Origin of the sequence: Chelativorans intermedius, assembly GCF_025398255.1 — a bacterium.
In the GTDB taxonomy this organism is placed as follows: domain Bacteria; phylum Pseudomonadota; class Alphaproteobacteria; order Rhizobiales; family Rhizobiaceae; genus Chelativorans; species Chelativorans intermedius.
Map to the genome: position 1 here is coordinate 239,492 of NZ_JAODNW010000002.1, position 26,644 is coordinate 266,135.

Sequence of the window (26,644 nt, forward strand, 5' to 3'; positions counted from 1 at the left end):
AAGCATGGATGGCTGCCCCTCCAGATCTGGAAACGATACCCGGAAAAATCCGACACGCGGCTGTTTCAAGGGGGTTGCCGAGACCGGCCCATCGCATGCCCTCAAGGCTGCCACTCTCGGCTGCGCACCGCCGCAGCCGATGCAGCGCATTCCAGCGCCACTGGGCGGCCAGTTTTCCGGTGACAAGACGCCAGCGAGGAACTGAAGGCCTGTCAGCTATGCTTCGTCACCCGTGATAAGCGCGAAGCTGCGGCGTATGTCCTTGCTCACGCCCGCCGCCGCCGCCGGTCCGTTTCTGGCGCGAACAGCCTCGAGGATCTCGGCATGAATGTCGTTGCCGCGCCCGATGGCAGGCCCGGCATTGGCAATCATCAGCTTGAGATAGGGGCCGTATTGCAGCCACAACCCCTCGACCAGAGGCAGTATCACCGGTGAACAGCTTTGCTTGTAAAGCGTAAAATGGAAGCGGTGGTTCTGTTCGAGATCGGGTTGATCGGCGTTCTCCGCCGCTTCTTCGAGAATGGCGGCAAGCTCCTCCACGGCCTTGCGGTCGATCCGCTCCACGGCGAGTTCCGTCAGTAGCGGCTCCAGCGCGATGCGTGCACGCATCAAATCGGTGAGCCGCTCCTTGTCGAATGGCGGCACCTGCAGTTTGCGCGAAGGGGTGTCGATGAGCGCACCCTCCGCGACCAGCCGACGCACGGCCTCGCGCACGGGTGTCATGCTCGTGCCAAGCTGGTCGGCGAGCGTGCGCAGGCTGAGCACATCGCCGGGCGCGAAGACGCCGCGGGTGAAAGCGGCGTGCAGGGCCGAATAGACACTCTCGCGCAGCTTCGTCTGTTCGATGCGATCGAGCACCTTTTCCCCCTGTGATGTTTCCTGATGGTCCACTTTAGCAGCAGCCATTGACGTTTTCTACAAATCAAGCATAGAATATAAAATATCACATATCACAGACGCCGCAGGCGGAGAAGCCCGAAACGGGGGAGGGGGAGCCATGTCGTCGGAAGAGAGCGGGACATTCTGGCTCTACGATCTGAAGGTGGAAACCGTGCTCGACGGACGTACACCCGTCTGCCGGCATGTCGAGGGCGAAAGCTTCCTGGTCGAAGGAGAAAACCTCGTTTTCGAGGCGAACACACGCGTTTCCATGTATGCGCTCGCCGCTGTCCTGCCGCTTCTTCCCGCCAAGCAGCGCGACACTTCTCCTGACGACTGGATGAGCACCGACGCCGAGGTGGCCTGCCCCGACCCGCATTGTGGCGGGAGGCTGCGGATAACGCGACTGGAAAAGCGGCAATTCCGGCATGCCGAAACGACCGGCCTGCCCGGCGCGCGCGAGACCCCCTATTGGAAAAAGCAGGAGCGTTCGCAATGAGCGTCGAAATCGTCCACTTGCGCCCCGATCATCCAATCTCACGGGTGATCAAGGGCTGCTGGCAGCTGGCCGGCGACCACGGCGCGGTCGATCGCGCCGCCGCGATTGCCGACATGGAAGCTTTCCTGGACGCCGGGATCACCACCTTCGATTGTGCCGACATCTACACCGGTGTCGAAGAGATGATCGGGCATTTCATTGCCGACATCCGCTCCCGGCGCGGCGTCGATGTTGCCGACCGTGTCACCGTTCACACCAAGCTGGTGCCCGACCTCGCGCTTCTGGACACGATAAGCGGCGACCAGATCGAGGCCATGGTCGACCGTTCGCTCCGGCGCCTCAATCTCGACCAGGTTCATCTCGTGCAGTTTTTCTGGTGGGACACTCGGCTCGGAAACCCCATTCGCGCAATGGAGCAACTGGCGAGGATCAAGGAGAAGGGCAAGATTCGCCACATCGGCGTGACGAACTGGGATGTGCCCGAAACAGAACGCCTGATGCAGGCCGGCGCCGATCTGGTTTCCACCCAGGTGCAATACTCGATCCTCGATCGCCGTCCCGCCCGGACATTGGCTCCGTGGGCGCTGCGCAACGAGCTGCAGCTTTTGTGCTACGGCACGCTGGCTGGCGGTTTCCTGACCGAGCGCTGGCTCGGCAAGCCCGATCCGGGCTTCGTCTTCGAGAACCGGTCCCTGGTCAAGTACAGGCTGATCATCGACGAGTTCGGCCCCTGGGATCTGTTCCAGGAACTCCTCGGCGTACTCAAGGCAACGGGCGACCGGCACGGCGTGTCGCTGTCCTCCGTGGCCACACGCTGGGTGCTCGATCAGCCGCAGGTCGCCGCGGCGATCGTGGGAGCGCGCTATGCGCGTCATCTGCCCAAGACGCTTGAGGTCTTCGGGTTGAAGCTCGACAGCGAAGACCGCGCGCGCATCAATGCCGTACTGTCGCGCGCAAAGGGCCCGACCGGGCCTGTCTACGGGCTGGAGAGCGACCGCGAGGGCAGACACGGACGGATCATGAAGTACAATCTCAACACGCGACCCGATGCCCCGACCGGGGCGGAGGAGGGCGCCGGTGGCTGATCGGGGCGCGGGGTGCGGATGGAGGGGGCGGCCATGAGGCTTATCGACGCGATCGCCCGCGCCCTGATCGCCATGCTCGCCCCGCTTTCGGCCGCGACGCTGTTCGCCATCATGCTCGTCATGGTCGTCGATGTCGGCGGGCGCTACCTGTTCAACCAGCCGATCCGCGGAGCCTACGAGATCACCGAATTCCTGATGTGCGTGATGGTGCTTGGGGCACTGCCGCTGGTCAGCCTCTGGGGCCGGCATGTTGAGGCCTCGCTGCTGGCCGATCTTGCACCACGCGCCGCAAGCATTCTCCGGTGGCTCGCGGGCGTGCTTTCGGTGCTGGTGTTCGCCTATCTCGCCATGCTGATGTGGAATTATGGCGACCAGCTGGCGCAGCAGAATGCGCAATCGCTGTTCGGCGGCATCCCGCGCGCTCCCTTCGCCTATTACATGGCCGTGCTTTGCCTCGTGACCGCGGTTGCGTCCGCGATCGCCATCATCCGCCACGACGAAGGCCCGGGGCCGGGCGACTAGGAGATCTGCATGGTCGCGATGATCGGACTTCTGACTGTCTTCGTGCTGATCATGTTGCGGGTGCCGGTTGGCGTGGCCATGATCGGGGTCGGCTTTCTCGGCTTTGCCAGCATCGCTGGCGTCCGTCCGGCCGCATTCATGACCGCGCAGACGGCCTTCTCCACCGTCAATAGCTACAGCCTTTCGGTCGTGCCCCTGTTCCTGCTGATGGGCAATCTGATCAACCGCTCGCGCATCTCGGCCGACCTCTACGATGCCGCCCATGCAGCCTTTGGCCACTTCCGCGGCGGGCTGGCGCAGGCAACCATCCTGGCTTGTGGCGGCTTCGCGGCGATATCGGGCTCCAGCATGGCCACCACCGCGTCGATGGGACGGGTGGCCTATCCGTCCATGCGGCGCTACGGCTATGCCGATATTCTGTCGACCGGGTCGATCGCTGCCGGTGGCACGCTGGGCATCCTGATCCCGCCCTCCGTGGTGCTTCTGGTCTACGGTATCCTGACCGAGACCTCGATCTCGAAGCTGTTCATAGCCGGCATTCTTCCCGGTTTGCTCGCGGTCGCCCTCTACATGCTGACCATCGCAGTGATCGCGCGGCTGCGCCCCGACTGGGGACCGGCCGGCGCGCGAACCGACCGCGCCGAAAGGCGGCGCAAGCTTGCGCGCGTCTGGCCGGTGCTGGCGTTGTTCGCGCTGGTGATGGGCGGCATCTATGGCGGCATCTTCACGCCCACCGAGGCGGCGGGCGTCGGAGCTCTGGGGGCGCTCCTGTTCGCGCTGGCGCGCCGGGCGCTGAACTGGCGCAGCCTTTTCGACACACTGACCGAAACCGCCGTCACCTCGGCGATGATCTTCTTCGTCATCGTCGGCGCAATGGTGCTCGGCAATTTTCTCAACATCGCCGGCCTGCCGAGCATGCTGGGCGGCCTGATCAATGCGCTCGACCTCAGTCCGTTCTGGGTAATGGTCATCATCTGCGTGATCTACGTGCTTCTGGGCATGGTACTGGAGAGCATGTCGATGATCCTGCTCACCATACCGATCCTGTTTCCCATCGTGGTGGGCCTCGGCTACGACCCGGTCTGGTTCGGAATATTGATCGTGATGGTGGTGGAACTGGCGCTGATCTCGCCGCCAATCGGCCTCAATGTCTACGTGCTTCGTTCGGTGCTGCCGCATGTGCCGTTGCGAACCCTGTTTGCAGGGGTGTTCCTGTTTCTTGTCGCCGACCTCGTGAAACTGGTTCTGGTGGTGCTGTTTCCGGGGATCGTGCTGTGGCTGCCCTCGATGATGTGATTTCCACAACGAGCAAACCAACCAAGGGAGGTGGTGAAAAATGACATGCAGGAAACTGATGGGCGCGGTCGCCGCGCTGGGAATTCTGGCCGGAACATTGCCAGCCGCCGCGCAGGAGGTGGTGCTGCGCTATTCGAACTGGGTGCCGGCAACGCATCCGATCATCACCAAGGTGATCGAACCGCTGGCGCGCGATCTTGAGGCGGCCACTGAAGGTCGGGTGACGATCGAGGTCCTGCCCGCGCTCGGGCCGCCTCCGGGACATTTCGACCTGGTCAAAAACGAGGTCGCCGACATGGCCTTCTCTGTGCACGGCTATACGCCGGGACGCTTTGCGCTGACCGAGATTGGCGAACTGCCGTTCACCCACAATCACGCTGTGGTCAACTCGCTCGCATACTGGAACACCTACAAGCGCTTCATGATGGATGCCAATGAACATGAAGGTGTCCGGCTGCTTGGACTGTGGACCAACGGTCCCTACCAACTGACCATGCGTGGTGACCTGCTGACCTCGATCGACGCCGTCGAGGGCAAGCGCATCCGCGTGCCCGGCCCGCTGGTGGAGCGGGTCTCGACGGCGTTGGGCATGGTGCCGATTTCCTCTTCCGTCACGGATGCATACGAGCAAGTCTCGCGCGGGGTCATCAATGGCATGTTCCAGCAGATCGAGACGGTGTGGAACTTCAACCTGTCGGAATACCTCACCCATATCTCGACCGTGCCGGGCGGCTTTGCGCATTCCAGCCAGTATCTCGTCATGAGCAACGCCGCCTATGAGCGGCTGTCGGAGAAGGATCGGGCCGCGCTCGATGCCTTGACCGGCGAAGCGCTTGTCCTGCGTTTCGCCGAGATGTGGCAGGAGGAGGAAGAAGCGGCCATCGGCAAGCTGAAAGAGGCGGGAGCCGTGTTCCACGAAGTTACCGGCGACGTCCTTGCCGAACTCAAGGAACGTCTGGCCTTCATCGAGGATGAATGGGTGCAGGCGGCCGGCGAGCGTGGTATCGACGGCGCCGCAGCGCTGGCCTTCTACCGCTCCGAGATCAAGCGCCTCGCAGCCGAGTTGGGAGTGGACAACTAGCCTGCCCCGGCGGCCTTGGGCCAAAAGCCGGGCGGCGGCCGGGTCCATCCCGGTCGCCGCCGGTGGGTCAAGGCGGTGCCACACCGACACTTCTCCCGACCGGGTCCAAGAGCCCGAGCGCGTTAGACCGGTTCATCGTTTCAATGAAACGCTGATCCGGTCCATCTCTTTGTTTTTGCCGCATTTGTGCGACGCCAGATGATTCCATCTGGCTGCAAAATGCTGTAGGCGAGGCGGTCCGAAAATCTGCGGCGAGGGTTCCAGGGCATTCGGGCACTCCCCAAATGCACGATGTGTAAGCCATGTGACCAGAATAAACCGTCAGCTATCTCTCGATAAGCTCACACCACACGCCGCAATCCTGTTCGCTTGCGCCGTCAAGCGGGTGCGAAATCCCGAGGGCGGCAGAGGATGTCGCGACGACGGCGCGGTCATGGCCGAGGAGGCAGACCTTCACCGCCGAAGTGCCGAGATCGATGCCGAGATGCATTACGTCCTCTTCTGGGCCGCCGCCGGTGGCGACCTTGTGGTCTTCCGAGCCGAACAATCGCATTTCGCCGGATGCCGGCACTCAGCCGGTCGTATCGCGGTTTTCAAGAAAATTCTTTACTCGCGTCATTTTTTAGGGGTTCTTTGACATCATGGAACGGAACAAACGGGGCGCCCTGCCCGAAGCACGCGATAGGGGTGAACTCATGAGCGGGTACAAGATCCGGAACATGGAGGAATTCGCCGCGCTGAGCGGTCTCTCCCGCCCGACGGTGTCGAAATACTTCAATGATCCCGGGAGCGTCCGACCAAGGACCCGCAAACGCATCGAGGAGGCGCTGGAGCGGTACGACTTTCGCCCGAACATCTTCGCGATGAACCAGAACCGCAGCCTGACCAAGAATGTCGGGATCGTGGTGCCCTATCTTGCCGACCCGTTCTTTGCCGAGATCGCGCGCATCATCGAGCGGCGCTGCATCGATGCGGGCTTCTCGCCCGTCCTCTACAGCTCCCATGGCGAGCAGAAACTGGAGGTCGAGATCCTTGAGGGCCTGACGGCACTGAAACCCGCGGGCGTGTTCCTGGCGCCGCTCGGCCGCCTGTCGGACCGGGGCGCCATCGAACGCTTCTGCCGCAACGTGCCCACCGTGCTTTTCGACAGCAATATCGAGGGGATGGGCGAGGCCTTCGTGGGATCGGACAATTTCAGTTTCGTGCAGCAGACCGTAGAGTATCTGTGCCGGACCGGATCGCCGCCATGCTTCTTCGAGATGCGTAATCCGGCAAACCCCAACGCCAACAAGCGGCGCCGCGCCTATATCCGGTTGATGGAGGAGGCGGGCCTTGAGCCGCATGTGATCAAGGTTGAGGGAGAAGGCTGGGGCTTCGAGGAAATCGGGCGGCGCGGCGCGCACGAGCTATTCGCCTCGGGCGGGCCGGCGACCGATACCGTCCTTTGCAGCAACGACCGACTCGCCATTGGCTTTCTCGCGGCCTGCTATGAGCGCGGATTGCGTGTCGGGCGCGGCGACGGCTGTGCGCTGCGGGTGGCGTCGCATGACGACCATCCGTTCTCCCGGTTTACCTGCCCGTCGCTCACGACAGCGGCCCACGAATACGAGGCGGTGGCGGCCAAGTGCATGGAAACGCTGTTTTCTCTGATCGAAGCGGGTGGCCGTTTCGAGAACAGGATGGAGACTCTGATTCCCGCGCGCCTGATCTTGAGGGCTTCTGCGTGACAGATATTTTTGACGCGCGTAAAGAAATTTCTTGACTCACGATAATTTTGGAACGTAGCCTTCTCGCTATCTAGCATCCAACCAGGGAGGATAAGGATGTCCATGAGAACCGCGCTCCGCGCGACCAGCGCCCTTGCGCTCTGCGCCTTGGCAACCGCCGCAACGGCCCAGGACACAACCATCACGATCGCAACCGTCAACAACGGCGACATGATCCGCATGCAGGGCTACACGAACCTGTTCACGGAACAGACCGGCATCGCCGTCGAGTGGGTCACGCTTGAGGAGAACGTGCTCCGCCAGCGGGTCACGACCGACATCACCACCAATGGCGGCCAGTTCGACATCATGACGATCGGCATGTACGAGACGCCGATCTGGGGCGCCAACGGCTGGCTCCTTCCGCTCGATGACCTGTCCGAGGACTACGATGTCGCCGACATCCTGCCGGCCATGCGCGACGGCCTCAGCCACGACGGCACGCTCTATGCCGCGCCGTTCTACGGCGAAAGCTCGATGGTCATGTACCGCACCGACCTGATGGAAAAGGCCGGTCTGGAGATGCCCAAGGCGCCGACCTGGCAGTTCATCCGGGAAGCCGCCGCGGCGATGGACGACCCGGAGAACGACATCAACGGCATCTGCCTGCGCGGCAAGGCCGGCTGGGGTGAGGGCGGCGCCTTCATCACCGTGACCGCGAACTCCTTCGGCGCCCGCTGGTTCGACGAGGACTGGAACGCCCAGTTCGACCAGCCCGAGTGGAAGGAAGCGCTCACCTTCTTCGTCAACCTGATGAACGACTACGGTCCCGAGGGCTACGCGACCAACGGCTTCAACGAGAACCTGTCGCTGTTCCAGCAGGGCAAGTGCGGCATATGGATCGACGCCACCGTCGCCGCGTCCTTCGTGACCAACCCCAATGACTCGACCGTTGCCGATAGCGTCGGCTTCGCGCTGGCGCCGAACGCCGAAGGCGTCGACAAGCGCTCCAACTGGCTCTGGGCCTGGGCGCTGGCGATCCCGGCGGGCACGCAGAAGGAAGAGGCGGCGAAGGCGTTCATCGAGTGGGCGACCTCGAAGGAGTATATCGAGCTCGTCGCCGCCAACGAGGGCTGGGCCAACGTCCCACCGGGCGCGCGCACCTCGCTCTACGAGACGCCGGAATACCAGGAGGTTCCGTTCGCCGCGATGACGCTCGAGTCGATCAACGCGGCCGATCCGACGAACCCGACCGTCGATCCGGTGCCCTATGTCGGCATCCAGTTCGTCGCCATTCCGGAGTTCGCCGGTATCGCCACCGAGGTCAGCCAGGAGTTCTCGGCGGTCTACGCCGGGCAGCAGTCCATCGACGAGGCGCTGGAAAAGGCGCAGGCCCTGACCAACGACGCAATGGAAGCGGCCGGCTACCGCTAGGCCGCACGGCACGCAAGCTTCCCGGGGGGCGGTCCCTCCGCCCTCCGGTACCCGACAGGTGAGCACGCGCGGCAGCGGCCGGGGCTTCCCCGGTCCGACCCGGGAGGAGATCGGTCATGGCCACCCAGCATTCACGTTCGGCAGCCCGCCTGATGCTGGCGCCCGCCGTCGTCCTGCTCCTCGGCTGGATGCTCGTCCCGCTCACCCTCACGCTCTACTTGTCGTTCAAGAAATACCTGCCGCTGCGTGGCGACTCCCTGCAGAACGGCCTCGAATGGGTCGGCTTCGAGAACTACGCGCGCTTCATCAGTTCCAGCGCGTTCTGGCCCAGCGTCCAGGCCACCCTCATCATCGTCGGCGGCGTCCTTCTCATCACCGTGGTTCTGGGCGTGCTGCTGGCGATCCTTCTCGACCAGCCGATCTGGGGACAGGGGATCGTCCGCCTCTTCGTGATCGCGCCGTTCTTCGTGATGCCCACGGTGTCGGCGCTGGTCTGGAAGAACATGCTCATGGACCCGATCAACGGGATCTTCGCCCATCTCTGGCGTTTCTTCGGTGCGACGCCGGTATCCTGGCTGTCGGACGCCTCGGTCCAGTCGATCATCCTGATCGTGTCGTGGCAATGGCTGCCCTTCGCGACCCTGATCCTGCTGACCGCGATCCAGTCGCTCGACAGCGAACAGCTCGAGGCCGCCGAGATGGACGGCGCCAGCCCGCTGGCGCGCTTCTTCTACATCGTGCTGCCGCACCTGAGCCGGGCGATCACCATCGTCATCCTGATTCAGACGATCTTCCTTCTGTCGATCTTCGCCGAGATCTTCGTGACCACCGGCGGTTCGTTCGGGACGCGGACGCTGACCTACCTGATCTTCCAGCGGGTGGTGGACAGCCAGAACATCGGACTGGGCTCCGCCGGCGGCGTCTACGCCATCATCCTCGCCAACATCGTTGCCATCTTCCTGATGCGCATCGTCGGCAAGAACCTGGACCGGTAGGAGGCTGTCATGGCACGAGCCGTCACCCCGCGCCGCAAGATCATCACCACCGCCGTCGCCTGGGCGATCGGGCTGCTGATCTTCTTCCCGATCTACTGGACAATCCTGACCAGCTTCAAGACCGAGGCCCAGGCGATCAACGACCCGCCGCTGTTCTTCAGCTTCGACTGGACGCTTGAGAACTACGCGGTGGTGCAGGAGCGCTCGGACTACATGCGCTTCCTGTGGAACTCGGTCATCCTCGCCGGCGGCTCGACCCTGATCGGGATCCTCGTCGCGATCCCGGCGGCGTGGTCGATGGCCTTCGTCCCTTCGCGGCGGACCAAGGACATCCTGCTTTGGATGCTGTCCACCAAGATGCTGCCGGCGGTCGGCGTGCTCTACCCGATCTCGTTGATCTTCGTGCAGTTCAACCTGCTCGACACGCGGGGCGGGCTGATCGCGGTGCTGATGCTGATCAACCTGCCGATCATCGTCTGGATGCTCTATACCTACTTCAAGGAAATCCCGATCGACATCCTCGAGGCGGCCCGGATGGACGGTGCGAACCTGCGCGAGGAGATCCTCTATATTCTGACGCCAATGGCGATCCCGGGCATCGCCTCGACGATCCTGCTGAACTTCATCCTCGCCTGGAACGAAGCGTTCTGGACACTGAACCTGACCGCGGCCAACTCGGCCCCGCTCACGGCCTTCATCGCCAGCTATTCCAGCCCGGAGGGCCTGTTCTTCGCCAAGCTGAGCGCGGCCTCCACCATGGCTATCGCGCCGATCCTTATCCTTGGCTGGTTCAGCCAGAAGCAACTCGTCCGCGGATTGACGTTCGGCGCGGTGAAGTGAGGGACCGACATGGGACACATCATTCTTGAGAATGTGAAGAAGCGCTTCGGCGAGGTCACGGTGATCCCGCCGCTCGACCTGGAAATCAACGATGGCGAATTCGTGGTCTTCGTCGGTCCCTCGGGCTGCGGCAAGTCCACCCTGCTGCGGCTCATCGCCGGGCTGGAGGACGTGACCGGTGGCCGGATCATCATCGACGGTAAGGACGCCACCTCGGTCCCGCCGGCCCGCCGCGGTCTCGCCATGGTGTTCCAGTCCTACGCGCTCTACCCGCACATGAGCGTGCGCAAGAACATCGCCTTCCCGCTGCGCATGGCCCGGCTGGAGCGGGCCGAGATCGACCGCCGGGTGAAGGCCGCCGCCGAGGTCCTGAACCTGACCGACTATCTCGACCGGCGGCCGGGGCAGCTCTCGGGCGGCCAGCGCCAGCGGGTCGCCATCGGCCGCGCCATCGTTCGCGAGCCCGCCGCTTTCCTGTTCGATGAGCCGCTGTCGAACCTCGACGCCGCGCTGCGGGTCGGTATGCGGCTTGAGATCAGCGAGCTGCACAAGCGGCTCGAGACCACGATGATCTACGTCACCCACGACCAGGTCGAGGCGATGACGATGGCCGACAAGATCGTGGTGCTGCGCGCCGGCAATATCGAGCAGGTGGGCTCTCCGCTGGAACTGTACCGCAATCCGCGGAATCTTTTCGTTGCGGGCTTCATCGGGAGCCCCAAGATGAACTTGATCAACGGAAGCATCGCGGCCCAGCACGGGGCGGAAACGATCGGCATCCGGCCCGAGCATATCTTCGCTTCCTCCGAAGGCGGGGAATGGCATGGCAAGGTCAGCGTATCCGAGCATCTCGGCTCGGATACCTTCTTTCACGTGACCTGCGACGGCATCCCGGAGCCTGTTACCGTGCGCGTCGGCGGCGAGGTTGACCTTCATTACGGCGACGACATCTGGCTGACCCCCGACCCCAACCATCTGCACCGGTTCGACACCCAGGGGCTGCGTGTCGCATGAGGCGTTTGGAGGGAAAAACGGCCCTGATCACGGGCGCGGCGCGCGGAATCGGCCGCGCCTTCGCGGAGGCCTATGTTCGCGAGGGCGCCCGGGTGGCCATTGGCGACATCGACATCGAACGGGCGCGTGCCTCGGCCGCCGAGATCGGCGAGGCAGCGATCGCCGTCGAGATGAACGTGACCCGGCAGGACAGCATCGACGCCGCCGTGGCCGCAACCGTGGAAGCCTTCGGTCAGATCGACGTGCTGATCAACAACGCCGCCATCTTCACGGCCGCACCCATCGTCGAGATCGAGCGCGACGACTACCGGCGCGTCTTCGACGTCAACGTCTCGGGCACGCTCTTCACCATGCAGGCGGTCGCGCGCCACATGATCGACAACGGCATCCGGGGCCGCATTATCAACATGGCGAGCCAGGCGGGGCGCCGGGGTGAGCCGCTGGTCGCCGTCTACTGCGCCAGCAAGGCCGCCGTCATCAGCCTGACGCAATCGGCGGGCCTGAACCTGATCCGTCACGGTATCAACGTGAACGCCATCGCGCCCGGTGTCGTCGATGGCGAGCACTGGGAAGGCGTCGACGCGTTCTTCGCGAAATACGAAGGCAAGGCCCCCGGCCAGAAGAAACGCGAGGTGGGCGAGGCCGTGCCCTTCGGCCGCATGGGGCGGGCGGAGGATCTAACCGGAATGGCCGTTTTTCTCGCCTCGGACGAGGCCGAGTACATCGTGGCACAATGCTACAACGTCGATGGCGGCCAATGGATGAGCTGATGTCCGCGACCCGTCCCATCAAGCTGTCGAACGCCAGGCTGAACGACCTGCCCGAGGGCATCGCGCGCCCCCGCTACGACCGCAGCCGCCTGAAACCCGGGATCGTCCATATCGGCCTCGGCAATTTCCACCGCGCCCACCAGGCTTGGTACCTGCACCGGCTCATGCAGGAGGGGCGCGCGCTCGATTGGGCGATCCTCGGCGCTGGTGTCCGCCCCTACGACGCGGCGATGCGCGAAAAGCTCCTCGCGCAGGACTGCCTGACCACGCTGATCGAACTCGCGCCGGACGCCCGTTCGGCCGAGGTGATCGGCGCGATGATCGACTTCCTGCCGATCGAGCAGTGCAACAGCGCGCTGATCCGCGCGATGGCGGATCCTCGTATCCGCATCGTCGGCCTGACGGTGACCGAGGGGGGCTACTATATCGATCCGGGGAGCGGCGGGCTCGACATTCGCCACCCCGACATTATCCATGACGCAGCGCACCCCGATGCACCCCGCACCGCCTTCGGTGCGATGGTCGCGGCGCTCCGTCTGCGGCGCTCGGCCGGCAGCGTTCCCTTCTCCGGCCTGTCCTGCGACAACCTGCGTGGCAACGGTGCCATCCTGCGGCAGACGGTGGTGGGACTAGCGCGGCTGAGCGATCCTGATCTTGCGGACTGGATCGAAGCCGAGGCCGCTTTCCCCAACTCGATGGTGGACAGCATCGTGCCGGCCACCGGGCCGGGCGAACTCGACCTCGTGCGCGAGATGGGCATCGACGATGCCGCGCCGGTCACGCACGAGAATTTCCGCGAATGGGTGATCGAAGACGACTTCTGCGCCGGCCGCCCTGACTGGGATCTCGTGGGGGCGACGTTCACGGCGGACGTCCACGCCTACGAGATGATGAAGATCCGTATCCTCAACGGGGGCCACCAGGTTCTTGCCAACGCGGGCGAGCTCCTGTCGGTGCCAACCATCGCCGACTGCATGGCACATCCGGCAATCGCCGCCATGTTCCGCAAGGTCCAGGTCGAGGAGATCGTGCCTTACGTGGACCCGGTCCCGGGCACGTCGCCTTCCGAGTACCTGGCCCTGATCGAGCGGCGTTTCTCCAACCCCGAGATCCGGGATACGACGCGTCGCGTCGCCTTCGACGGATCCTCTCGCCATACCGGCTTCCTGCTGCCCGTCGTCCGAGAGGCGCTCGCCGCCGGAGGCTCGGTCGAGGGCTTCGCGTTGGTCGAGGCCCTGTGGGCGCGCATGTGTGCGGGCCACCGCGAGGACGGAACGCAGATAGAGCCCAACGATCCCTGCTGGGCGGACCTCATGACAGTGGCGAAGGCCGCCAGGGAGCGGCCGCGCGCATGGCTCGAACAGGAAGGGATCTACGGGGACCTAGCCGCCGCCCCGCCATTCGCCGAGGCGTTCGAGCGCTGGCTCACGCTCATCTGGAAGGACGGCACCATGACAGCGCTGGCGAAATATGCGGGGAACGGCTGAGAAGAGAAGCCAACGCGCCGCCCAACCCACCCAACCCACCCAACCCATGAGCCCTCGACAGCGAAAGGAGGTTCAAACATGGTCTCCGCACTCGACCAATTGCGCGACATGAGCGTCGTCGTCGCGGATACGGGCGACATCGAGGCCGTGCGGCGTTTCAAGCCGGTGGACTGCACGACCAACCCAACGCTCGTTCTCCGCGCCCTGAGCGATCCTGCTGCCAGCGGTATCCTTTGATCGCGAGATCGGTGAAGCCGTGCGCGGCGGTCTTTCGCCGTCGAGAACAGCCAAACGTCTCACGGTCGCCCTCGGGGCCGAGCTGTCCCGGCTCGTTCCCGGCCGGGTCTCAAGCGAGGTCGAGGCCCGGCTGTCTTTCGACACGGACGGGTCCGTTCGGCGCGCGATGGAAATCGTGGAGGACTATGCCGCCCTCGGGATTGGACGCGACCGCATCCTGATAAAGCTTGCTGCCACCTGGGAGGGGATCCGCGCCGCCGAAAGGCTACAGCGCGACGGCATCGACTGTAACCTCACCCTCGTGTTCACGCTCGCGCAGGCCGTTGCATGTGCGGACGCGGGCGCCTTCTTGATTTCTCCTTTCGTCGGTCGGATCACCGACTGGTACAAGGCGCATGGTCGAGGCGAAAACGCGGAAACCGATCCTGGCGTCGCATCCGTCCGCCGGATCTATCAATACTACAAGTCCAATGGCATCAGTACGATCGTAATGGCCGCGTCGTTTCGCACAACCGATCAGGTTCGTGCGCTCGCAGGCTGCGACCGGCTCACCATTTCACCCGCACTGCTCGACGCTCTGTCACAGGAGCACACCCAGTTGGACCGAGCACTCGATAAGGAGTGTTTGGACGCCTGCGACCTGATGCGACTCGGGGAGGCGGAGTTCCGATGGCAGATCAATGCGGATGCCATGGCAACCGACAAGCTGGCGGAGGGCATTCGCGGCTTCGACACCGACCATGCCAAGCTGGTTGCATTAGGCCTGTCCGTTGTCCTAAAACCTCTGACCACGGACACAGACATCGTCAAAGAGTCCTTATCGGTGCGCCCGCCAGGAACGCGTCAATGCTCTCGATAACCTGTCTCCACAGGTCCCGCATGGCCTCGGCGCTCGCCCATGCCGTGTGAGGCGTGAGAACCACATCGGGTCGGCTTGCGACACGGTAGATCGGATTGTCTGCGTCAGGTGGCTCGCGCGTCAGCACATCGAAGCCCAGGCTACCGATGAGCCCCGTTTCGGCGTGTCACGGTCAGCGTCCGCCCATTGCGGAAACCGAGAAGCCGGAAGTTCGGCGCCCGTTCCCTCCTGTCCTCTGGGATGATTGCCCCACGAGGGCTGGATTTGCCTCCAGCGGACATCAGGACGACGCCCGCCATCCGTCCAACCCGTTGAGGCTTGCGCCGCGATGATTCCTGGATGCAATCAGCCTGCAATGTCCTTCAGCCATCGTCCGTGTACCCAGCCCTTTCTCTTTGAGGGGCCATAGATGATGGCAATCCAGGGGCCGCGTGCGTCACACGTCGAAACGATGTCCCCATTGTGCAGCTCGTCGATCTTCCGGTACTCGGTCCCCGGGCCGGAACGAACCGCGAGAAACCCGTCGCCCTGCGGGTCAAGGCCGGCCACGATGCTGCTTGCACACCACGCGGCCTGGCCATCGCCACCCGTGGTCTCGAAGGGAACATCCAGCACCTGAGCCGCCGCCGGAAAGGCAGCCGGCAGCAAGCCAATCGACACCGCTCTGGAAAGAACGAAAATCCTGAGCATCATGCGCATCGCAATTCGCTCCAGGGTCGAAGATCCGGTCGGCGAAGCGGCGGAGGGCACGCGTCCTGCCCGCCTCTCCGGCGCGGCAGGGAGATCGCCCGTCGCGACAACCTCCCGCAGCGCCCGCCCACGCGAACGGCAGGGCATCCCACTCTTCTCATCCCGTCCTCGCTGCAAGCGCAATCATCTTTATGAGGGGGCAAGGTCCGTGAGCCCTCTCGGTCGCGGTTCCGCCCAGACCGAAATAGGTGCAAGTGCCGGGACCATAGGCGATGCGCAGATTGGGTGCGCCCCATAGCGCGAAGGCGCCAATGATTGCGGCCCAGGCAATCATCCAGGAACGGGGACGCAACGCCCAGATCATCCGCAGCGCGCTGCCACGCGGGCCCGGAATCCGCGCAAAGGGCTGCCAGCCGGCCTCCCGGCTTTCACGGATGCCCTTGAAGAACCCCAAAGCGCCCAGCGCCAGAAGCCCGCAAGGCAGGATCCATGCGCTGACCGATGCGCCTGCGCCGGGCGCAATCCAGAGCCCCAGGAGAACAAGGCCGAATCCGAGAAACTTCTTGCCGAAGGCTGGAAGCTCGACATTGGTGCCCGCCGGAAAGCGCGCCCGGGCGTTCTCCGCCTGCTGCGCCCGCCGCTGCCCTTCCTCGTAGATCAGGCGACCTTCCGCCGTTCGCCCCGCCTCGTTGTAGGGGTGGTATGGGCTATGGAAGTCCTCCTGCATCGCGGGTCCTCCTGTTGCGACAGATGGGCGGTGTCACAGCGGTTGTCAAAATAGCCCTACCGCTCCCCGGCGGGCACGTAGACGACACCCTCCTCGGGGTCGAAGCTCCTTCGTTCCGTGCCGAGCCGGTCGTGGCGATAGATCCTCACAAAGACATCGCCCACGCGAACACCCTGCAACTCAATGGCGGCCCGCCTCGCGCCAATCAGCGCCCGCGGTGCGTGGATGATGATCCGATCGGTGTCCCGGTCGAACTCGAAGATGTCGATGCGCCGGAACATTCCCGTCGGGATGTCCGCAAAGACGGCGGCCTCGATGATCACCACATCAGCAACGGCGTCTCGTCCGCTAAAGGAGCCGAGCGTCAGCGTCACGGAAAGGTCCTTCATGGAGCACAACAGGAAGGTGTCAGCCCCGCTTCCCCCGCGCACCTGCTGTCCCACGCCGGTATCGTAGAGCAGCACGGCATCGTCACCCGGTCCGAGATCGGATATTGCGGCGGCATCCTCGCCAACCAGTCGGACAAGATCCCCATCGTCGGAATAGGCAGCCGTGACAATCATCTCCGGTGCTGGGCCTGTTCGCAGAGGCTTGGCGAACGAACCCCCGGCATCAAGGGGAGGGCAGCGAAGCCGGGTCGGCTCCTCGGCCCTCAGGCCTGCAATCGTGAGCTCTGCGGCCTGCTCGGTTGCGCCCGCAGGGACGCCCCGGGAGCAGGTGAGCACAAGCGCCAGTGCCGTGCTGCAGATCGCGCGTTGGATGATGGACATGGTGCTCATCGCGGATCAGCCGTGACAACGGAAATGGCTTGAGATTGGAGCACGAGCGTTCCAACCTCCGGAAACCCATCGTGGACGACAATGGTCACGCCCCCAGCCTGAAAGCTGACGCCGCCGCCGCCCTGCATGTTCACACCTTCAATCTGCAGGCTCGCCGGCACCCGCAGCTCCAGCCGGTCGTTCACCGATGCAAACCCATTGATCAGGATCGTACGCGGAATGCCGGGCGGAACGTTCAGGAATACGGCAGGCTCGATCACGATGCGGTCGGCGAACCGGTCCAGGGGCAGCGAAAGTCCGAGGCTGACGCCAAGCATCGAGCAGACAACCAGCGTATCCGCACCGGCATCGGCGAAAACCGTCAGGCCGTCGCCGACATCGAACATGTAGATTGCATCGTCCTCCCGCCCCGCATGGACGTTCACCGCTTCTGTCGTCTCATCCCTGCCGATGCGGATGAGATCGTCATCATGGCTGAAATAGAGCCACTCTTCGTCTTCGGGGATGGGCCGCTCAGCAGCTTTCCCGGTTCGCCGCTCAAGGGAGCTGCTGAGTGACAGGCCGGCCTGCGGATCGCGCATTTCGGCGCAATCCGGGTCGAGTTGCACGGGTTCTGCTGGATGGCCGCCATATGTCCGTGGTTCGCCAAGCCGCCAATCCACGGGCTGCGCAGGACCCGGCTGCACGGTCCTTGCCGCCTCGGCGGGCACGTGGTCTTCCCCGACAAGGATCACCGAATCCCAGTCGAAAGGCGTGGACAGCCAATCGTCCGAGCGATGAAGGGAGATGTCGGCGGCCCCGGCCCTGATCAAGACAGCCCCGTTCTGTTGGTCGCCGTAGGAAACGGATGCGTTCTCGGGGAGGCGCAATATCAGCCGATCGTTCACCGGGTTGAACGAATGGAAGGAAAATTTCCGGCGATGCCCCGGCGCGACGGCCTCGAACATGGCAGGTGCGACAATCACGGTGTCCGCGTCGATATCGGGGCCTGCCCAGGAGCCGAGACCCAGGGTCAGGGAAAGCCCGTCGGGCGCCGGCGTGCAGAGCACGAACGTGTCCGCACCGGCCTCGCCATCGAACATCAGGCCGGAAATCGCCTCATAGATATAGATGAGGTCGTCGCCTGCCCCGGTGTGCACCAGACCGGTCGACGGCCGATTGCGGTGGACGACAACATCGTCCTGCCCGCTGTACTCAAGGCCGCGGTCCTTATCCCAAGCATACATCGGGCGCGGCGTGGCCGGGTCGGAAATTGCATCGGGTGCGGGGCAGGAACGGAAACTGGCCAGATCGCCGCTCCCGCCGCCCGCCAGCGTCACCGCCCGGGCGGTGACACGCATTTCCCCCTCGATTGTTTCAGGGGGAGAGAAACCAAGATCCGGCAGTGGGATGCGCCCTCCGTCTGCCGTTGCAATCGAAACGGCCTCATGAATGGCATCGTCAATCCGCCCGGCAACAAGGGCCGGATAAAGCTCGATGCGCACGCGGCCGATCCGGATCGGCAGAACGGTCCGAAAAAGGCTGGTCCCGAACGAGACGTCGCTTCCCTCCGGAACGCGTATGACGACACGATCGGTGACGGGATTGAATTCGTGAATGGCAATCCGGGCGGCTTCTCCGGGAGATTCGGCGAAGACGCTCGTGTCGATGAACACCGTGTCGGCAGCCAGATCATAGGGGCCGAGAACCACTGTGGTGGTCACCTCGCCGATGGCGCACAACAGGACCGTATCGCCGCCATTCTCGGCCAGCACCTGCGTGGCCACCTTTGGACCGTCCACATAGATCAGGTCGTCGCCGGCGCCGGCGAAATGGTTGTTGGCAATGCTGCCGGGATCGATGCGGATGATGTCGCTGTCGTGCGAATAGAACACCGAGGAACCCTCGGCCTCCACGCTTGTGGGAGGTACGACGTTTGGGCGCGAAAAATCCACCTCGGCAGGCCGCGACGCACAGGAAAGCTGATTGGGCAGGTCGTCATCGGGTCCCGTCTTGCCGCGGGCCTCCGGCAACCCCCCTTGTCCACCAGACGTATCCTTGCCGGTGACGCGAAGGATCGTCAGCAGATTTTCGTCGATGCCGCCGGCCTCATCGAGGCCGCGAGACCGGCGGAAGGCCCTCACCGCCGCCCGCGTCTTCTGCCCATAGATGCCGTCAACGGGGCCAGGCTCGAAGCCCAGTTCGGCCAGACGTCGCTGAACGAAACCCACAGTGGATCGATCAGGCCGTTCGAAGCTCGGAACGACGGACTGGGATTTTTCCCGGTCCCGGGGTTTCTTGGCAAGGCAGACGTTTTCCACACAAGCATGGTAGGCGGGGTCTTCATTGCCGGACGAGCGGGCAAGGCACGCCCAGACGCATCGCTGCAGCTCCATCTCGTCTCCCGATTGAGCGAGAGCCGGTGCGGTCTGCGCAAGAGCGATCGCCACCACAAACAGGATCGGCACACGCATGTTCCTGGCCTCCCGGGGCGATGCTCCCAACGACAGCCCGCTGTGGCTCGCCCGTGGTGCGCGCGCCCCATGGGGGAATGCCGGCTTGCACAACGCCAGCGGTGAAAGACTTCGGCGCGCGCACCAGTATGCAGAATGGCAAGACCATGCGCGGCCCACATGTCCCAAATGGGCTACGCCGCCCCCAAACCTCTCTCTGGGCGTGATCGGCGGCGCAGCGCACAACGGAATGGTGATTCAGCGCAGCCGGATTCTCTGGACGAGCGCCACCAGCTCGCTTTGCCGGTGCGTGCCGGTCTTTGCGAAGATCGCCTTCAGGTGATTGCGCACGGTGCCGGTGGCAATCGACAGCGACTCGGCGGTTTCCTGAACGTTGCGTCCGACCGCCATTCTGGTCGCAACAGCGGCCTCGGATGCCGTCAGCTTGAAGAGCCTGCGCAGCCTCTCCTCCGGTGGCGCCTTGCGAGGCCCCAGACCCGTTGCCACAAGCAGCGCGCGCGTTCCGACAAACACATCCTGCAGGAGTCCTGAGGTTGGCAGCGCCTCGACCAGCAATCCTCCTCCGGCTTCAGCACTTCCGATCAGAATTGGCTCCTCAGTGACGGTGCCGCTGGGAAAGGGTGGAGCAAGCACTGCCGCGACAAGGCCCTGCAGCCTCAGATCATCATTGCGCCTGACGGCCCGGAGGCGGCCGCAGTGAAGCTCCAGTTCGCCGCCCAGCAATGCCTCGGCGGCATCGTTCAACTGGCTGACGCGGCCCCGCATGTCGACGATGAAGGCGGCACGTTCGAGATGCTGCAGGGTTGCCAGCACCGAATCTGCCTGGCGCTGTGACAGCAGCTGCGCAAGCGAGACGGCCCGCTTGAGATGCGGCCGCCATGCAGAGAGTCTTGCCGCTTCGGTGCGCGTGAAGGCGCCCTGCCGCGCATTGCGAAGAAGCGCCAGAGCAAGCAGGCTTTCCCCGCACGCGAAACCCACAGCCGACCACCATGGCAGGTCCCAGGGCCGCAGCCACTCGTTGTAGTAGCTTTCCTTCTGCCTCTCTTCCTCCGTTGAAACGTCATGCTCGATGAGAACGCATCGGCCCGTCTTCAAGAGCGGCCATCCCCTGCGGCCGCGAAGGTCATGCGCGTACCAACCTCCCTCAACGAAATCCGTGAGGGGATCGCGAAGCTCCGGCGACATCGGCGGTGCGATGAGTGTTTCCTTCACGTTGTCGATGGCAAAGCAGCAGCCGACCGCATCGACACTGCGCGCAAGATCCTGGAGAATATCCGGCCAAAGCTGCGGTGCGACAGCCGCATCATAAAGGCGCAGAAGCCGTCTCTCGTCCGCCTGGGATAGTGACATGTCTTTCTCTCCCCCGCTGCTTGCAGCATAGGGAAGCGGGCAATGCGGTGCACCTGCCCAAAGGCATTAGACCGAACGAGCAGGCCGCCTTCGCAAGCCTCTGCGCCAAACTCGGCGAGGGGCAGCAGGAACTGAGATTTGGCGGCACCGACGCCGCAAACAGCCCGGCCTGATTCTACGAGCACGGCCATGGCGTCCAGAAAGACACGGCGCAAACCATCGAGCTCCATCGCCAGAAACCAGGGGAGCGCCTTGCAGTGATGCGGAGTGGTTTCTGCCGGGGCTCGCGTTTTCGACAGCGCCTAGGCCACCTGCGGGGTCACCGTTGCAAGGCTTGAGGCGCGCACACAGTTGCGTCCCTCATCCTTGGCCCGGTAGAGCGATTTGTCGGCACGGGCCAGCGTTTCGCCGGCGTCGCTGTCGGCAATGTCGAACTCGCTCACACCGAGGCTCGCCGTCAGCGAAAACCGGCTCTTGCCCGCGGCAATCGTGCAGCTGTGCATGGCGGTGCGGATCCGCTCCGCCATCATGATCGCACCCCATTCGTCCGTCTGCGAGAGGATGATGGCGAATTCCTCGCCGCCGATGCGGGCCACATGGTCGTGGCGGCGCGCAACGCGCTTGAGCTGCCGCGCCGTGACCCTCAACGCTTCGTCTCCGGCCGCGTGGCCGTGGGTATCGTTGATGCTCTTGAAATGGTCGAGGTCGAGGAGAATGAGACTCGCCTTCATCTCCCCCCGCCGTACGAGATTGAGCGTCTTGTCCGCCAGCTCCATGAACTTCCAGCGGTTCTTGAGCCCCGTCAGCTCGTCCGTCTCGGCAAGTCTCCTGAGCTTCAGTTCGAGCAGCTTGCGCTCGGTAATGTCCTGGTGCGAGATGACCGCACCGACGCGGGCGGTGCCATCTTCGCCCGGATCAAGGACAAGCGGGGTCACCCGCCCCAGAAACCACCGCCGCTCGTCCGGCGCATGGCAAGGATATTCGGCCTCGAAGTGCTCCCGGCTTCCCGTCAAGACATCGCGGACGGCCTGGCCGAACCGCCGGGCGGGGCTTTGGCCCGAACTGGCGGCCCTGAAACAGACCTCGGCATAGTTGACGCCGAGATAGGAGCCGCTTCCCCCGTTCTGCCGCGCAAACCGGCGCCAGGCCTCGTTGGTCGCAACAATCGTGCCGTTCTCGTCAACCACGCAAATGCTGGCTGTCAACGCATCGAGGACAGCGTCCGCCAGCTGGTGTCTCGAGAGCCAGTCCGTCATCCTTGCCGCCTCCCCGCGCGAGAGGAGTAGCGGAAGGTCATGAAGGAAGCGTTGATTGTTCGACTAAATATTACGGAACCCCCGCACGCCCGGCGCTCGAGACCATTCCGGCAAACAAAAAGCGCCTGCCGGGGGAGGAGGTCCGGCAGGCGCTCTTATGAATGGCCAGCACTGTGGGAGGAGGAGGAAGAATGCTGGCCAAGCTCGGCGGGGATGGGAGGAGGAGAACCCCGTCGAGAACTTGGCGCGTACATAATCGCTTCCTGCCCGGTTTTGAAGAGCATGAATGCATAGCTCCCTTGCATTTTTGTGCAGTGCGTCATTCCGGCGCAGTCCGTTCCGCCGCCTGTCCGCGCTCCGGCCATGCTGGACGTCTTCTACCACTTGTGCAAGGTTACGAATCGCTGCGGACCGTCCAAGGCAACCGCAGGGCCGGCGCTCAGGCAATGCCCCCGGTTCCCGGGGGCGCCGGCTTTCGCGGGTGTGCCCTGAATAGGCTATGCCGGGTTTGCCTTGGGTTCCACTTCTGAGCGGGTGGAGCCATCATTCGCACTTCGACGAATCGATTTTTCATTTGATGTCCGCGTCCGTGCGGTTCGGAGTGTTTTGGATCGCAACGGGAACACCCATCGCGCCGGGCGGCCTTGTTGTCCATCGCGGCCAGGATGGTCGGCTGACGGCACAAACGCTCAACGAATGGGGCGAGGCGACGCTGGAATGGAAGACACGAGCAGTGACGGGCGCGATCGAAGATCTCGCGCCGTTCGTCGTCGCCGAGAATCCGATGCGGATCGAGCATCTCTCTGCCCGGATGGCGCGGGCCACTCAGGCCGCTTTTCATCGAGGAGCCGATCCAGCCCGGCGATGTATCGGCGATGGCCGATCTTGCGCGCCGCGTTGACTGCCCGCATGCGACCGGCGAGCGCCTGTTCACGCTGCGCGAGTTCTTGGACCTGGCAGAGAAGCGGGCAGTCGCCTACGTACAGCCGGGCCTGGCTCAATGCGGCGGCCTGTCCGGCGGACGCCGGATCGCCGCCATTGCACAAGCGGCGCATATGCGCGTGGCGCCTCACAACCCGACGGGACCCGTAGCGGGAGCGGTGGCGCTGCATGTCGACTTTGCGACACCGAACTTCGTTATCCAGCAGGAGGCGGTGGGCGTCGTTCCCTGGTTCGAGGAGATATGTTCGAGCTATCCCCTTGCGCTCAACAAAGGGGCATGGCAGGTGCCGACCTCCCCGGGGCTTGGAATTGAAGTGGACGAGAAAGCAGCCGCCCGCCATCCGTTCGAGAAGGAACGGACTCCCGCCTTGGATGCCATTCTGTCCGACGGTCGTATCGCGAACTGGTAACGCGACGCGACAGCCGTTTTGTACGAAACAGGGTTTCTCGGCCGCAGCGCCGAATTGCGCTGGGTCCCGCACCGGCCCGTGGCCCCTTGAGGATACCCCCGCCCGCCAGGCAGGCAAAGAGAATGGCAATCTGCATCGGCTCCAGCATCACGCGAAGCATCCATCCCGAAGAGGCCGCATCAATACCGTCTCAATAGCCGAAGCCTGGCCCGCTGAAACCGTCAGAATGCTGCCGATCAGCCGCCCTCGCACCAGTGGCATGCTTCAAAAGTATACACTATTTCGATGGAAGGTCCTCTTTCTCTGGTTCTGAATCGCCGTTTTTACCCGTCATCTCAAATCGCAATGTTGCGGGATCCGAGGCTCTTTCCCTGAACGGAATCCATAAAAAGTATGAATATTCAAACGCCTAAAAATCGTTGCGCCGCCTCCGGTGGGAATGCGTTCTCTGGGAAGTCGGATCGATTGACAGAGCAGCAGGCAGGTGCAATATGTATACATGACAATCGCGGAGGCGACGGTGCCAGCCTGCGGCCGTCAAGTCGGTGCCCAACTGCCGCATCGCGCATTGCAGGGAGGAGGTCATGCAGAATCTGGAAGAAAAGCTCGCTCGCGCCGGCAATCCGGTCGACATGCTACGCAACTCGCAGATCGGCGCCTATGTCTACCCGGTGGTGCCGGCGGAGTTCACCAATTGGCGCGACGAACAGCGTGCATGGCGCGAGACGGCGGTGCTGTTCGACCAGTCGCACCACATGGCCGAGCTGATGATCGAGGGGCCGGACACGCTGAAGCTCCTGTCGCATCTGGGGGTCAACAGCTTTGCCAACTTTCCCGTCGACAGGGCCAAGCAATTCGTGCCAGTCAGCCACAGCGGCCATGTCATCGGCGACGTCATCCTGTTCCACCTGGCCGAGAACCAGTGCCTCATCGTCGGCCGCGCGCCGGCCATCAACTGGGTTCAGTTCCATGGAGAGACCGGCGGCTATGACGTGCGGCTCGACCGCGACGATCGCTCGCCCGCCCGTCCCATGGGCCGGCCGGTCGTGCGGCGGCGCTACCGCTATCAGATCCAGGGTCCCAGGGCCTGGGCGATCCTGGAGAGGCTGAACGGCGGCCCCTTGCCCGAGGTCAGGTTCTTCAACATGGGCACCATCAGCATTGCCGGGCGCCCGGTGCGCTGCCTGCGCCACGGCATGTCCGGCGCGCCGGGGCTGGAGATCTGGGGACCCTATGAGGAGGGCGAGGAGGTGCGCGCCGCCATCCTCGAAGCAGGCGCGGAGTTCGGCATCGTTCCCGTCGGTTCCCGCGCCTATGCCACCAACACGCTGGAATCAGGTTGGATTCCCTCGCCGCTGCCGGCCGTCTATACGGGCGAGGAAATGAAGGCCTATCGGCAATGGCTGCCGGCCGACGGCTATGAGGCGACAGGCTCGATCGGCGGCAGCTTCGTCTCCGACAACATCGAGGACTATTACCTGACCCCCTACGAGATGGGTTATGGCCCCTTCGTCAAGTTCGATCACGATTTCATCGGCCGCGCGGCGCTGGAAAAGATCGCCGGTAAACCGCACCGCCGCAAGGTCACCTTCGCGTGGAACGCCGATGACGTGGCACGGGTGTTCCGCTCCATGATGGAGCCCGGCATCGACAACTACAAATACATAGATCTGCCATTGTCCAACTACGCCTCTTCCAGCTACGATAAGGTAATGAAGAACGGCAGGACCGTGGGCCTGTCCATGTTCTCGGGCTATTCCTTCAATGAACGCTCGATGCTCTCGCTCGGCACGGTGGACCCCGACATCGCGCTCGGCGAGGTGCTCACCCTGGTGTGGGGAGAGGAAGGCGGCGGCACCGGCAAGACCACCGTCGAAGCGCACAAACAGGTGGAAATCCGCGTCAAGGTCTCGCCGGTGCCCTACGCCCGCGACGCCCGCGAATCCTACGCTGAAAGCTGGCGTACGCGCCAGGCGGTATAGGCTGGCTGAGCGTTCAACCGTCGCGTCGCAAGGTGGATAAAAAAGCGCCTGCCGGGGGAGGAGGTCCGGCAGGCGCCTTTAGAAATGGCCAGCGCTTTGGGAGGAGGAGAAGTGCTGGCCAAGCTCGCCAGGGCTTGGGAGGAGGAAGAGCCCCGTCGAGAACTTGACCCTTACATAGGCGCTCAAAGGCGCCTTTTGAAGGGCTTGAATGCATAGCTCCCTTGCATTTTTGTGCAGTGCGTCATTCCGGCGCAGCCATCCGCCCGCCGCGCAAAGGAAAGCCGTGCCAACGTCGCGGATATTGCCGCGCCGGCCAAGGCGGGGCATATCAGCATGCATGGTGCCTCCGCCCGCTGCGGCTGGATGGGGTGCAGCGAAACAACCAGCGGAGCCTGTGATGATGAATGTGCCCTCGCCTGCCATTTCCGGCGTCTTTGCAGCGGCCGCCACGCCCGTGGGAGAGGACCTTTCGCCCGATCTCGCTCTCTTCAAGACCCATTGCCGGCGGCTCATGGACCAGGGATGCGACGGGCTGGCCGTGCTCGGCACGACTGGCGAGGCGAACTCCTTCTCGCGCGCCGAGCGCCGCAGCATTCTCGAGGCGGCCCTGGAGGCGGGGCTTGAGCCCGGTCACCTCATCCCCGGCACGGGCACGCCCGCCATTCCCGACACGGTGGCGCTCACGAAGGATGCGTTGGAGCTCGGCATTACGCGCGTGCTCATGCTGCCGCCCTTCTACTACAAGGGGGTAAGCGACGATGGCCTCTTCGCCGCCTATGCCGAGATCATCGAGCGTGTGGGCGACGCACGGCTCCAGGTGCTTCTCTATCACATCCCGCAAATGTCCGGTGTGGCGCTGTCCGTGCCGCTCATCGAGCGGCTTGCCGCCGCCTATCCGGGCACGGTGGTGGGCATCAAGGATTCGGGCGGCGACATCGAGAACATGAAGGCGGTGCTTGCCGCCGTGCCAGGCTTTGCCGTGCTCTCGGGCGCCGACCCGCTGATGCTGCCGCTGCTTGACGCCGGCGGTGCCGGCTGCATTACCGCCACGGCCAACCTTATCGCGCCGGATCTGCGTACCGTCTTCGACCATTTCGCGGATCCGGCGAGAGCGGACGAGGTCGCCGCCACCCAGGAGCGCATCGTCGCCTGGCGCACCCTTGCCAATCGCTATCCCCAGATCCCCTCGATCAAGGCCATGCTCGCGGCGCGGACCGGCAAGGCCGCCTGGCGCCGCGTGCGCCCGCCGTTGAGCCCCCTTGACGACACCCAGGCGGCCGATCTGCGCTCTGCCATGGCGGAACTGGCCTGAGGCGAGAGCTCGTGCCCGCCGGCGGCGCCGTTGACGGCT

At 63.9% G+C, this 26,644-nt stretch carries 24 protein-coding genes and 1 pseudogene; 17 read left to right on the forward strand and 8 right to left on the reverse strand.

All coding sequences use genetic code 11. The features are described 5' to 3' along the window. Positions 1-216: 216 nt before the first annotated feature. On the reverse strand, positions 217-906 hold the full coding sequence (locus NYR58_RS03330; protein ID WP_261519048.1) for a GntR family transcriptional regulator: 690 nt from the start codon (positions 904-906) through the stop codon (positions 217-219). A gap of 91 nt (positions 907-997) precedes the next feature. On the opposite strand from NYR58_RS03330, the gene NYR58_RS03335 reads away from it, so the two are divergent. The 5 genes from NYR58_RS03335 to NYR58_RS03355 are packed head-to-tail and all read left to right on the forward strand — an operon-like array spanning position 998 to position 5,362. Continuing rightward, on the forward strand, positions 998-1,378 hold the full coding sequence (locus tag NYR58_RS03335) for a TIGR04076 family protein (protein WP_261519049.1): 381 nt from the start codon (positions 998-1,000) through the stop codon (positions 1,376-1,378). Then, positions 1,375-2,463 (forward strand): aldo/keto reductase, encoded by a 1,089-nt coding sequence (locus NYR58_RS03340; RefSeq protein ID WP_261519050.1) that lies wholly within the window; start codon positions 1,375-1,377, stop codon positions 2,461-2,463. The genes NYR58_RS03335 and NYR58_RS03340 overlap by 4 nt, the downstream gene beginning before the upstream one ends. Before the next feature lie 33 nt (positions 2,464-2,496). After that, positions 2,497-2,985: a TRAP transporter small permease gene (locus NYR58_RS03345; RefSeq protein ID WP_261519051.1), complete on the forward strand. Its 489-nt coding sequence runs from the start codon at positions 2,497-2,499 to the stop codon at positions 2,983-2,985. A 9-nt stretch (positions 2,986-2,994) separates the two neighbouring features. After that, complete coding sequence (locus NYR58_RS03350; RefSeq protein ID WP_261519052.1) at positions 2,995-4,281, forward strand: TRAP transporter large permease; 1,287 nt, start codon at positions 2,995-2,997, stop codon at positions 4,279-4,281. Positions 4,282-4,339: 58 nt separating this feature from the next. Continuing rightward, positions 4,340-5,362: a TRAP transporter substrate-binding protein gene (locus NYR58_RS03355; protein ID WP_261519053.1), complete on the forward strand. Its 1,023-nt coding sequence runs from the start codon at positions 4,340-4,342 to the stop codon at positions 5,360-5,362. Positions 5,363-5,687: 325 nt separating this feature from the next. Here the strand turns inward: NYR58_RS03355 and NYR58_RS03360 are convergent, their stop codons facing one another. After that, the gene (locus NYR58_RS03360; protein ID WP_261519054.1) at positions 5,688-5,909 is read right to left on the reverse strand and encodes a hypothetical protein; all 222 of its coding nucleotides are present in this window, start codon (positions 5,907-5,909) and stop codon (positions 5,688-5,690) included. 148 nt (positions 5,910-6,057) lie between these two features. Between NYR58_RS03360 and NYR58_RS03365 the strand changes: the two genes are divergently transcribed. The 8 genes and pseudogenes from NYR58_RS03365 to NYR58_RS03400 all read left to right on the forward strand — a co-directional run bounded on the left by NYR58_RS03365 (position 6,058) and on the right by NYR58_RS03400 (position 14,704). After that, entirely contained in the window at positions 6,058-7,089 is a 1,032-nt protein-coding gene (locus NYR58_RS03365) for a LacI family DNA-binding transcriptional regulator (protein ID WP_261519055.1), read from the forward strand. 96 nt (positions 7,090-7,185) lie between these two features. Further along, positions 7,186-8,502, forward strand: a complete 1,317-nt coding sequence (locus NYR58_RS03370) for an ABC transporter substrate-binding protein (protein ID WP_261519056.1) — start codon at positions 7,186-7,188, stop codon at positions 8,500-8,502. A 116-nt stretch (positions 8,503-8,618) separates the two neighbouring features. Next, positions 8,619-9,497 (forward strand): carbohydrate ABC transporter permease, encoded by an 879-nt coding sequence (locus NYR58_RS03375; RefSeq protein WP_261519057.1) that lies wholly within the window; start codon positions 8,619-8,621, stop codon positions 9,495-9,497. Between the two features lie 9 nt (positions 9,498-9,506). Further along, positions 9,507-10,337, forward strand: a complete 831-nt coding sequence (locus NYR58_RS03380; RefSeq protein ID WP_261519058.1) for a carbohydrate ABC transporter permease — start codon at positions 9,507-9,509, stop codon at positions 10,335-10,337. Between the two features lie 9 nt (positions 10,338-10,346). Next, positions 10,347-11,351, forward strand: coding sequence for an ABC transporter ATP-binding protein (locus tag NYR58_RS03385; protein ID WP_261519059.1), 1,005 nt, complete (start codon positions 10,347-10,349; stop codon positions 11,349-11,351). Further along, positions 11,348-12,121: an L-iditol 2-dehydrogenase gene (locus tag NYR58_RS03390; protein WP_261519060.1), complete on the forward strand. Its 774-nt coding sequence runs from the start codon at positions 11,348-11,350 to the stop codon at positions 12,119-12,121. Before NYR58_RS03385 ends, NYR58_RS03390 begins: the two co-directional genes overlap by 4 nt. Next, the gene (locus NYR58_RS03395; protein WP_261519061.1) at positions 12,121-13,608 is read left to right on the forward strand and encodes a mannitol dehydrogenase family protein; all 1,488 of its coding nucleotides are present in this window, start codon (positions 12,121-12,123) and stop codon (positions 13,606-13,608) included. Before NYR58_RS03390 ends, NYR58_RS03395 begins: the two co-directional genes overlap by 1 nt. Positions 13,609-13,686: 78 nt before the next feature. Further along, a pseudogene (locus NYR58_RS03400) lies at positions 13,687-14,704 on the forward strand (transaldolase). Positions 14,705-15,049: 345 nt separating this feature from the next. On the opposite strand, the gene NYR58_RS03405 reads toward NYR58_RS03400, so the two are convergent. The 6 genes from NYR58_RS03405 to NYR58_RS03430 all read right to left on the reverse strand — a co-directional run bounded on the left by NYR58_RS03405 (position 15,050) and on the right by NYR58_RS03430 (position 21,959). Next, on the reverse strand, positions 15,050-15,403 hold the full coding sequence (locus NYR58_RS03405; protein ID WP_261519062.1) for an SH3 domain-containing protein: 354 nt from the start codon (positions 15,401-15,403) through the stop codon (positions 15,050-15,052). A gap of 148 nt (positions 15,404-15,551) precedes the next feature. Continuing rightward, positions 15,552-16,121: a hypothetical protein gene (locus NYR58_RS03410; RefSeq protein ID WP_261519063.1), complete on the reverse strand. Its 570-nt coding sequence runs from the start codon at positions 16,119-16,121 to the stop codon at positions 15,552-15,554. Between the two features lie 56 nt (positions 16,122-16,177). Next, positions 16,178-16,684 (reverse strand): hypothetical protein, encoded by a 507-nt coding sequence (locus NYR58_RS03415; RefSeq protein WP_261519064.1) that lies wholly within the window; start codon positions 16,682-16,684, stop codon positions 16,178-16,180. Between the two features lie 212 nt (positions 16,685-16,896). Then, positions 16,897-19,353, reverse strand: coding sequence for a peptidoglycan-binding domain-containing protein (locus NYR58_RS03420; RefSeq protein ID WP_261519065.1), 2,457 nt, complete (start codon positions 19,351-19,353; stop codon positions 16,897-16,899). Positions 19,354-19,590: 237 nt separating this feature from the next. Then, positions 19,591-20,703 (reverse strand): helix-turn-helix transcriptional regulator, encoded by a 1,113-nt coding sequence (locus tag NYR58_RS03425; protein WP_261519066.1) that lies wholly within the window; start codon positions 20,701-20,703, stop codon positions 19,591-19,593. Positions 20,704-21,005: 302 nt separating this feature from the next. Continuing rightward, positions 21,006-21,959, reverse strand: coding sequence for a GGDEF domain-containing protein (locus NYR58_RS03430; RefSeq protein ID WP_261519067.1), 954 nt, complete (start codon positions 21,957-21,959; stop codon positions 21,006-21,008). 499 nt (positions 21,960-22,458) lie between these two features. Between NYR58_RS03430 and NYR58_RS03435 the strand changes: the two genes are divergently transcribed. The 4 genes from NYR58_RS03435 to NYR58_RS03450 all read left to right on the forward strand — a co-directional run bounded on the left by NYR58_RS03435 (position 22,459) and on the right by NYR58_RS03450 (position 26,605). Then, positions 22,459-22,860 (forward strand): hypothetical protein, encoded by a 402-nt coding sequence (locus NYR58_RS03435; RefSeq protein WP_261519068.1) that lies wholly within the window; start codon positions 22,459-22,461, stop codon positions 22,858-22,860. Beyond that, positions 22,835-23,311 carry an enolase C-terminal domain-like protein gene (locus NYR58_RS03440; RefSeq protein ID WP_261519069.1) on the forward strand — a complete coding sequence of 159 codons (477 nt, stop codon included), beginning with the start codon at positions 22,835-22,837 and terminating at the stop codon, positions 23,309-23,311. Before NYR58_RS03435 ends, NYR58_RS03440 begins: the two co-directional genes overlap by 26 nt. 584 nt (positions 23,312-23,895) lie before the next feature. Further along, positions 23,896-25,293, forward strand: coding sequence for a vanillate/3-O-methylgallate O-demethylase (gene ligM / locus NYR58_RS03445; protein WP_261519070.1), 1,398 nt, complete (start codon positions 23,896-23,898; stop codon positions 25,291-25,293). 397 nt (positions 25,294-25,690) lie between these two features. Continuing rightward, positions 25,691-26,605: a dihydrodipicolinate synthase family protein gene (locus NYR58_RS03450; RefSeq protein WP_378074602.1), complete on the forward strand. Its 915-nt coding sequence runs from the start codon at positions 25,691-25,693 to the stop codon at positions 26,603-26,605. Positions 26,606-26,644 lie beyond the last annotated feature (39 nt).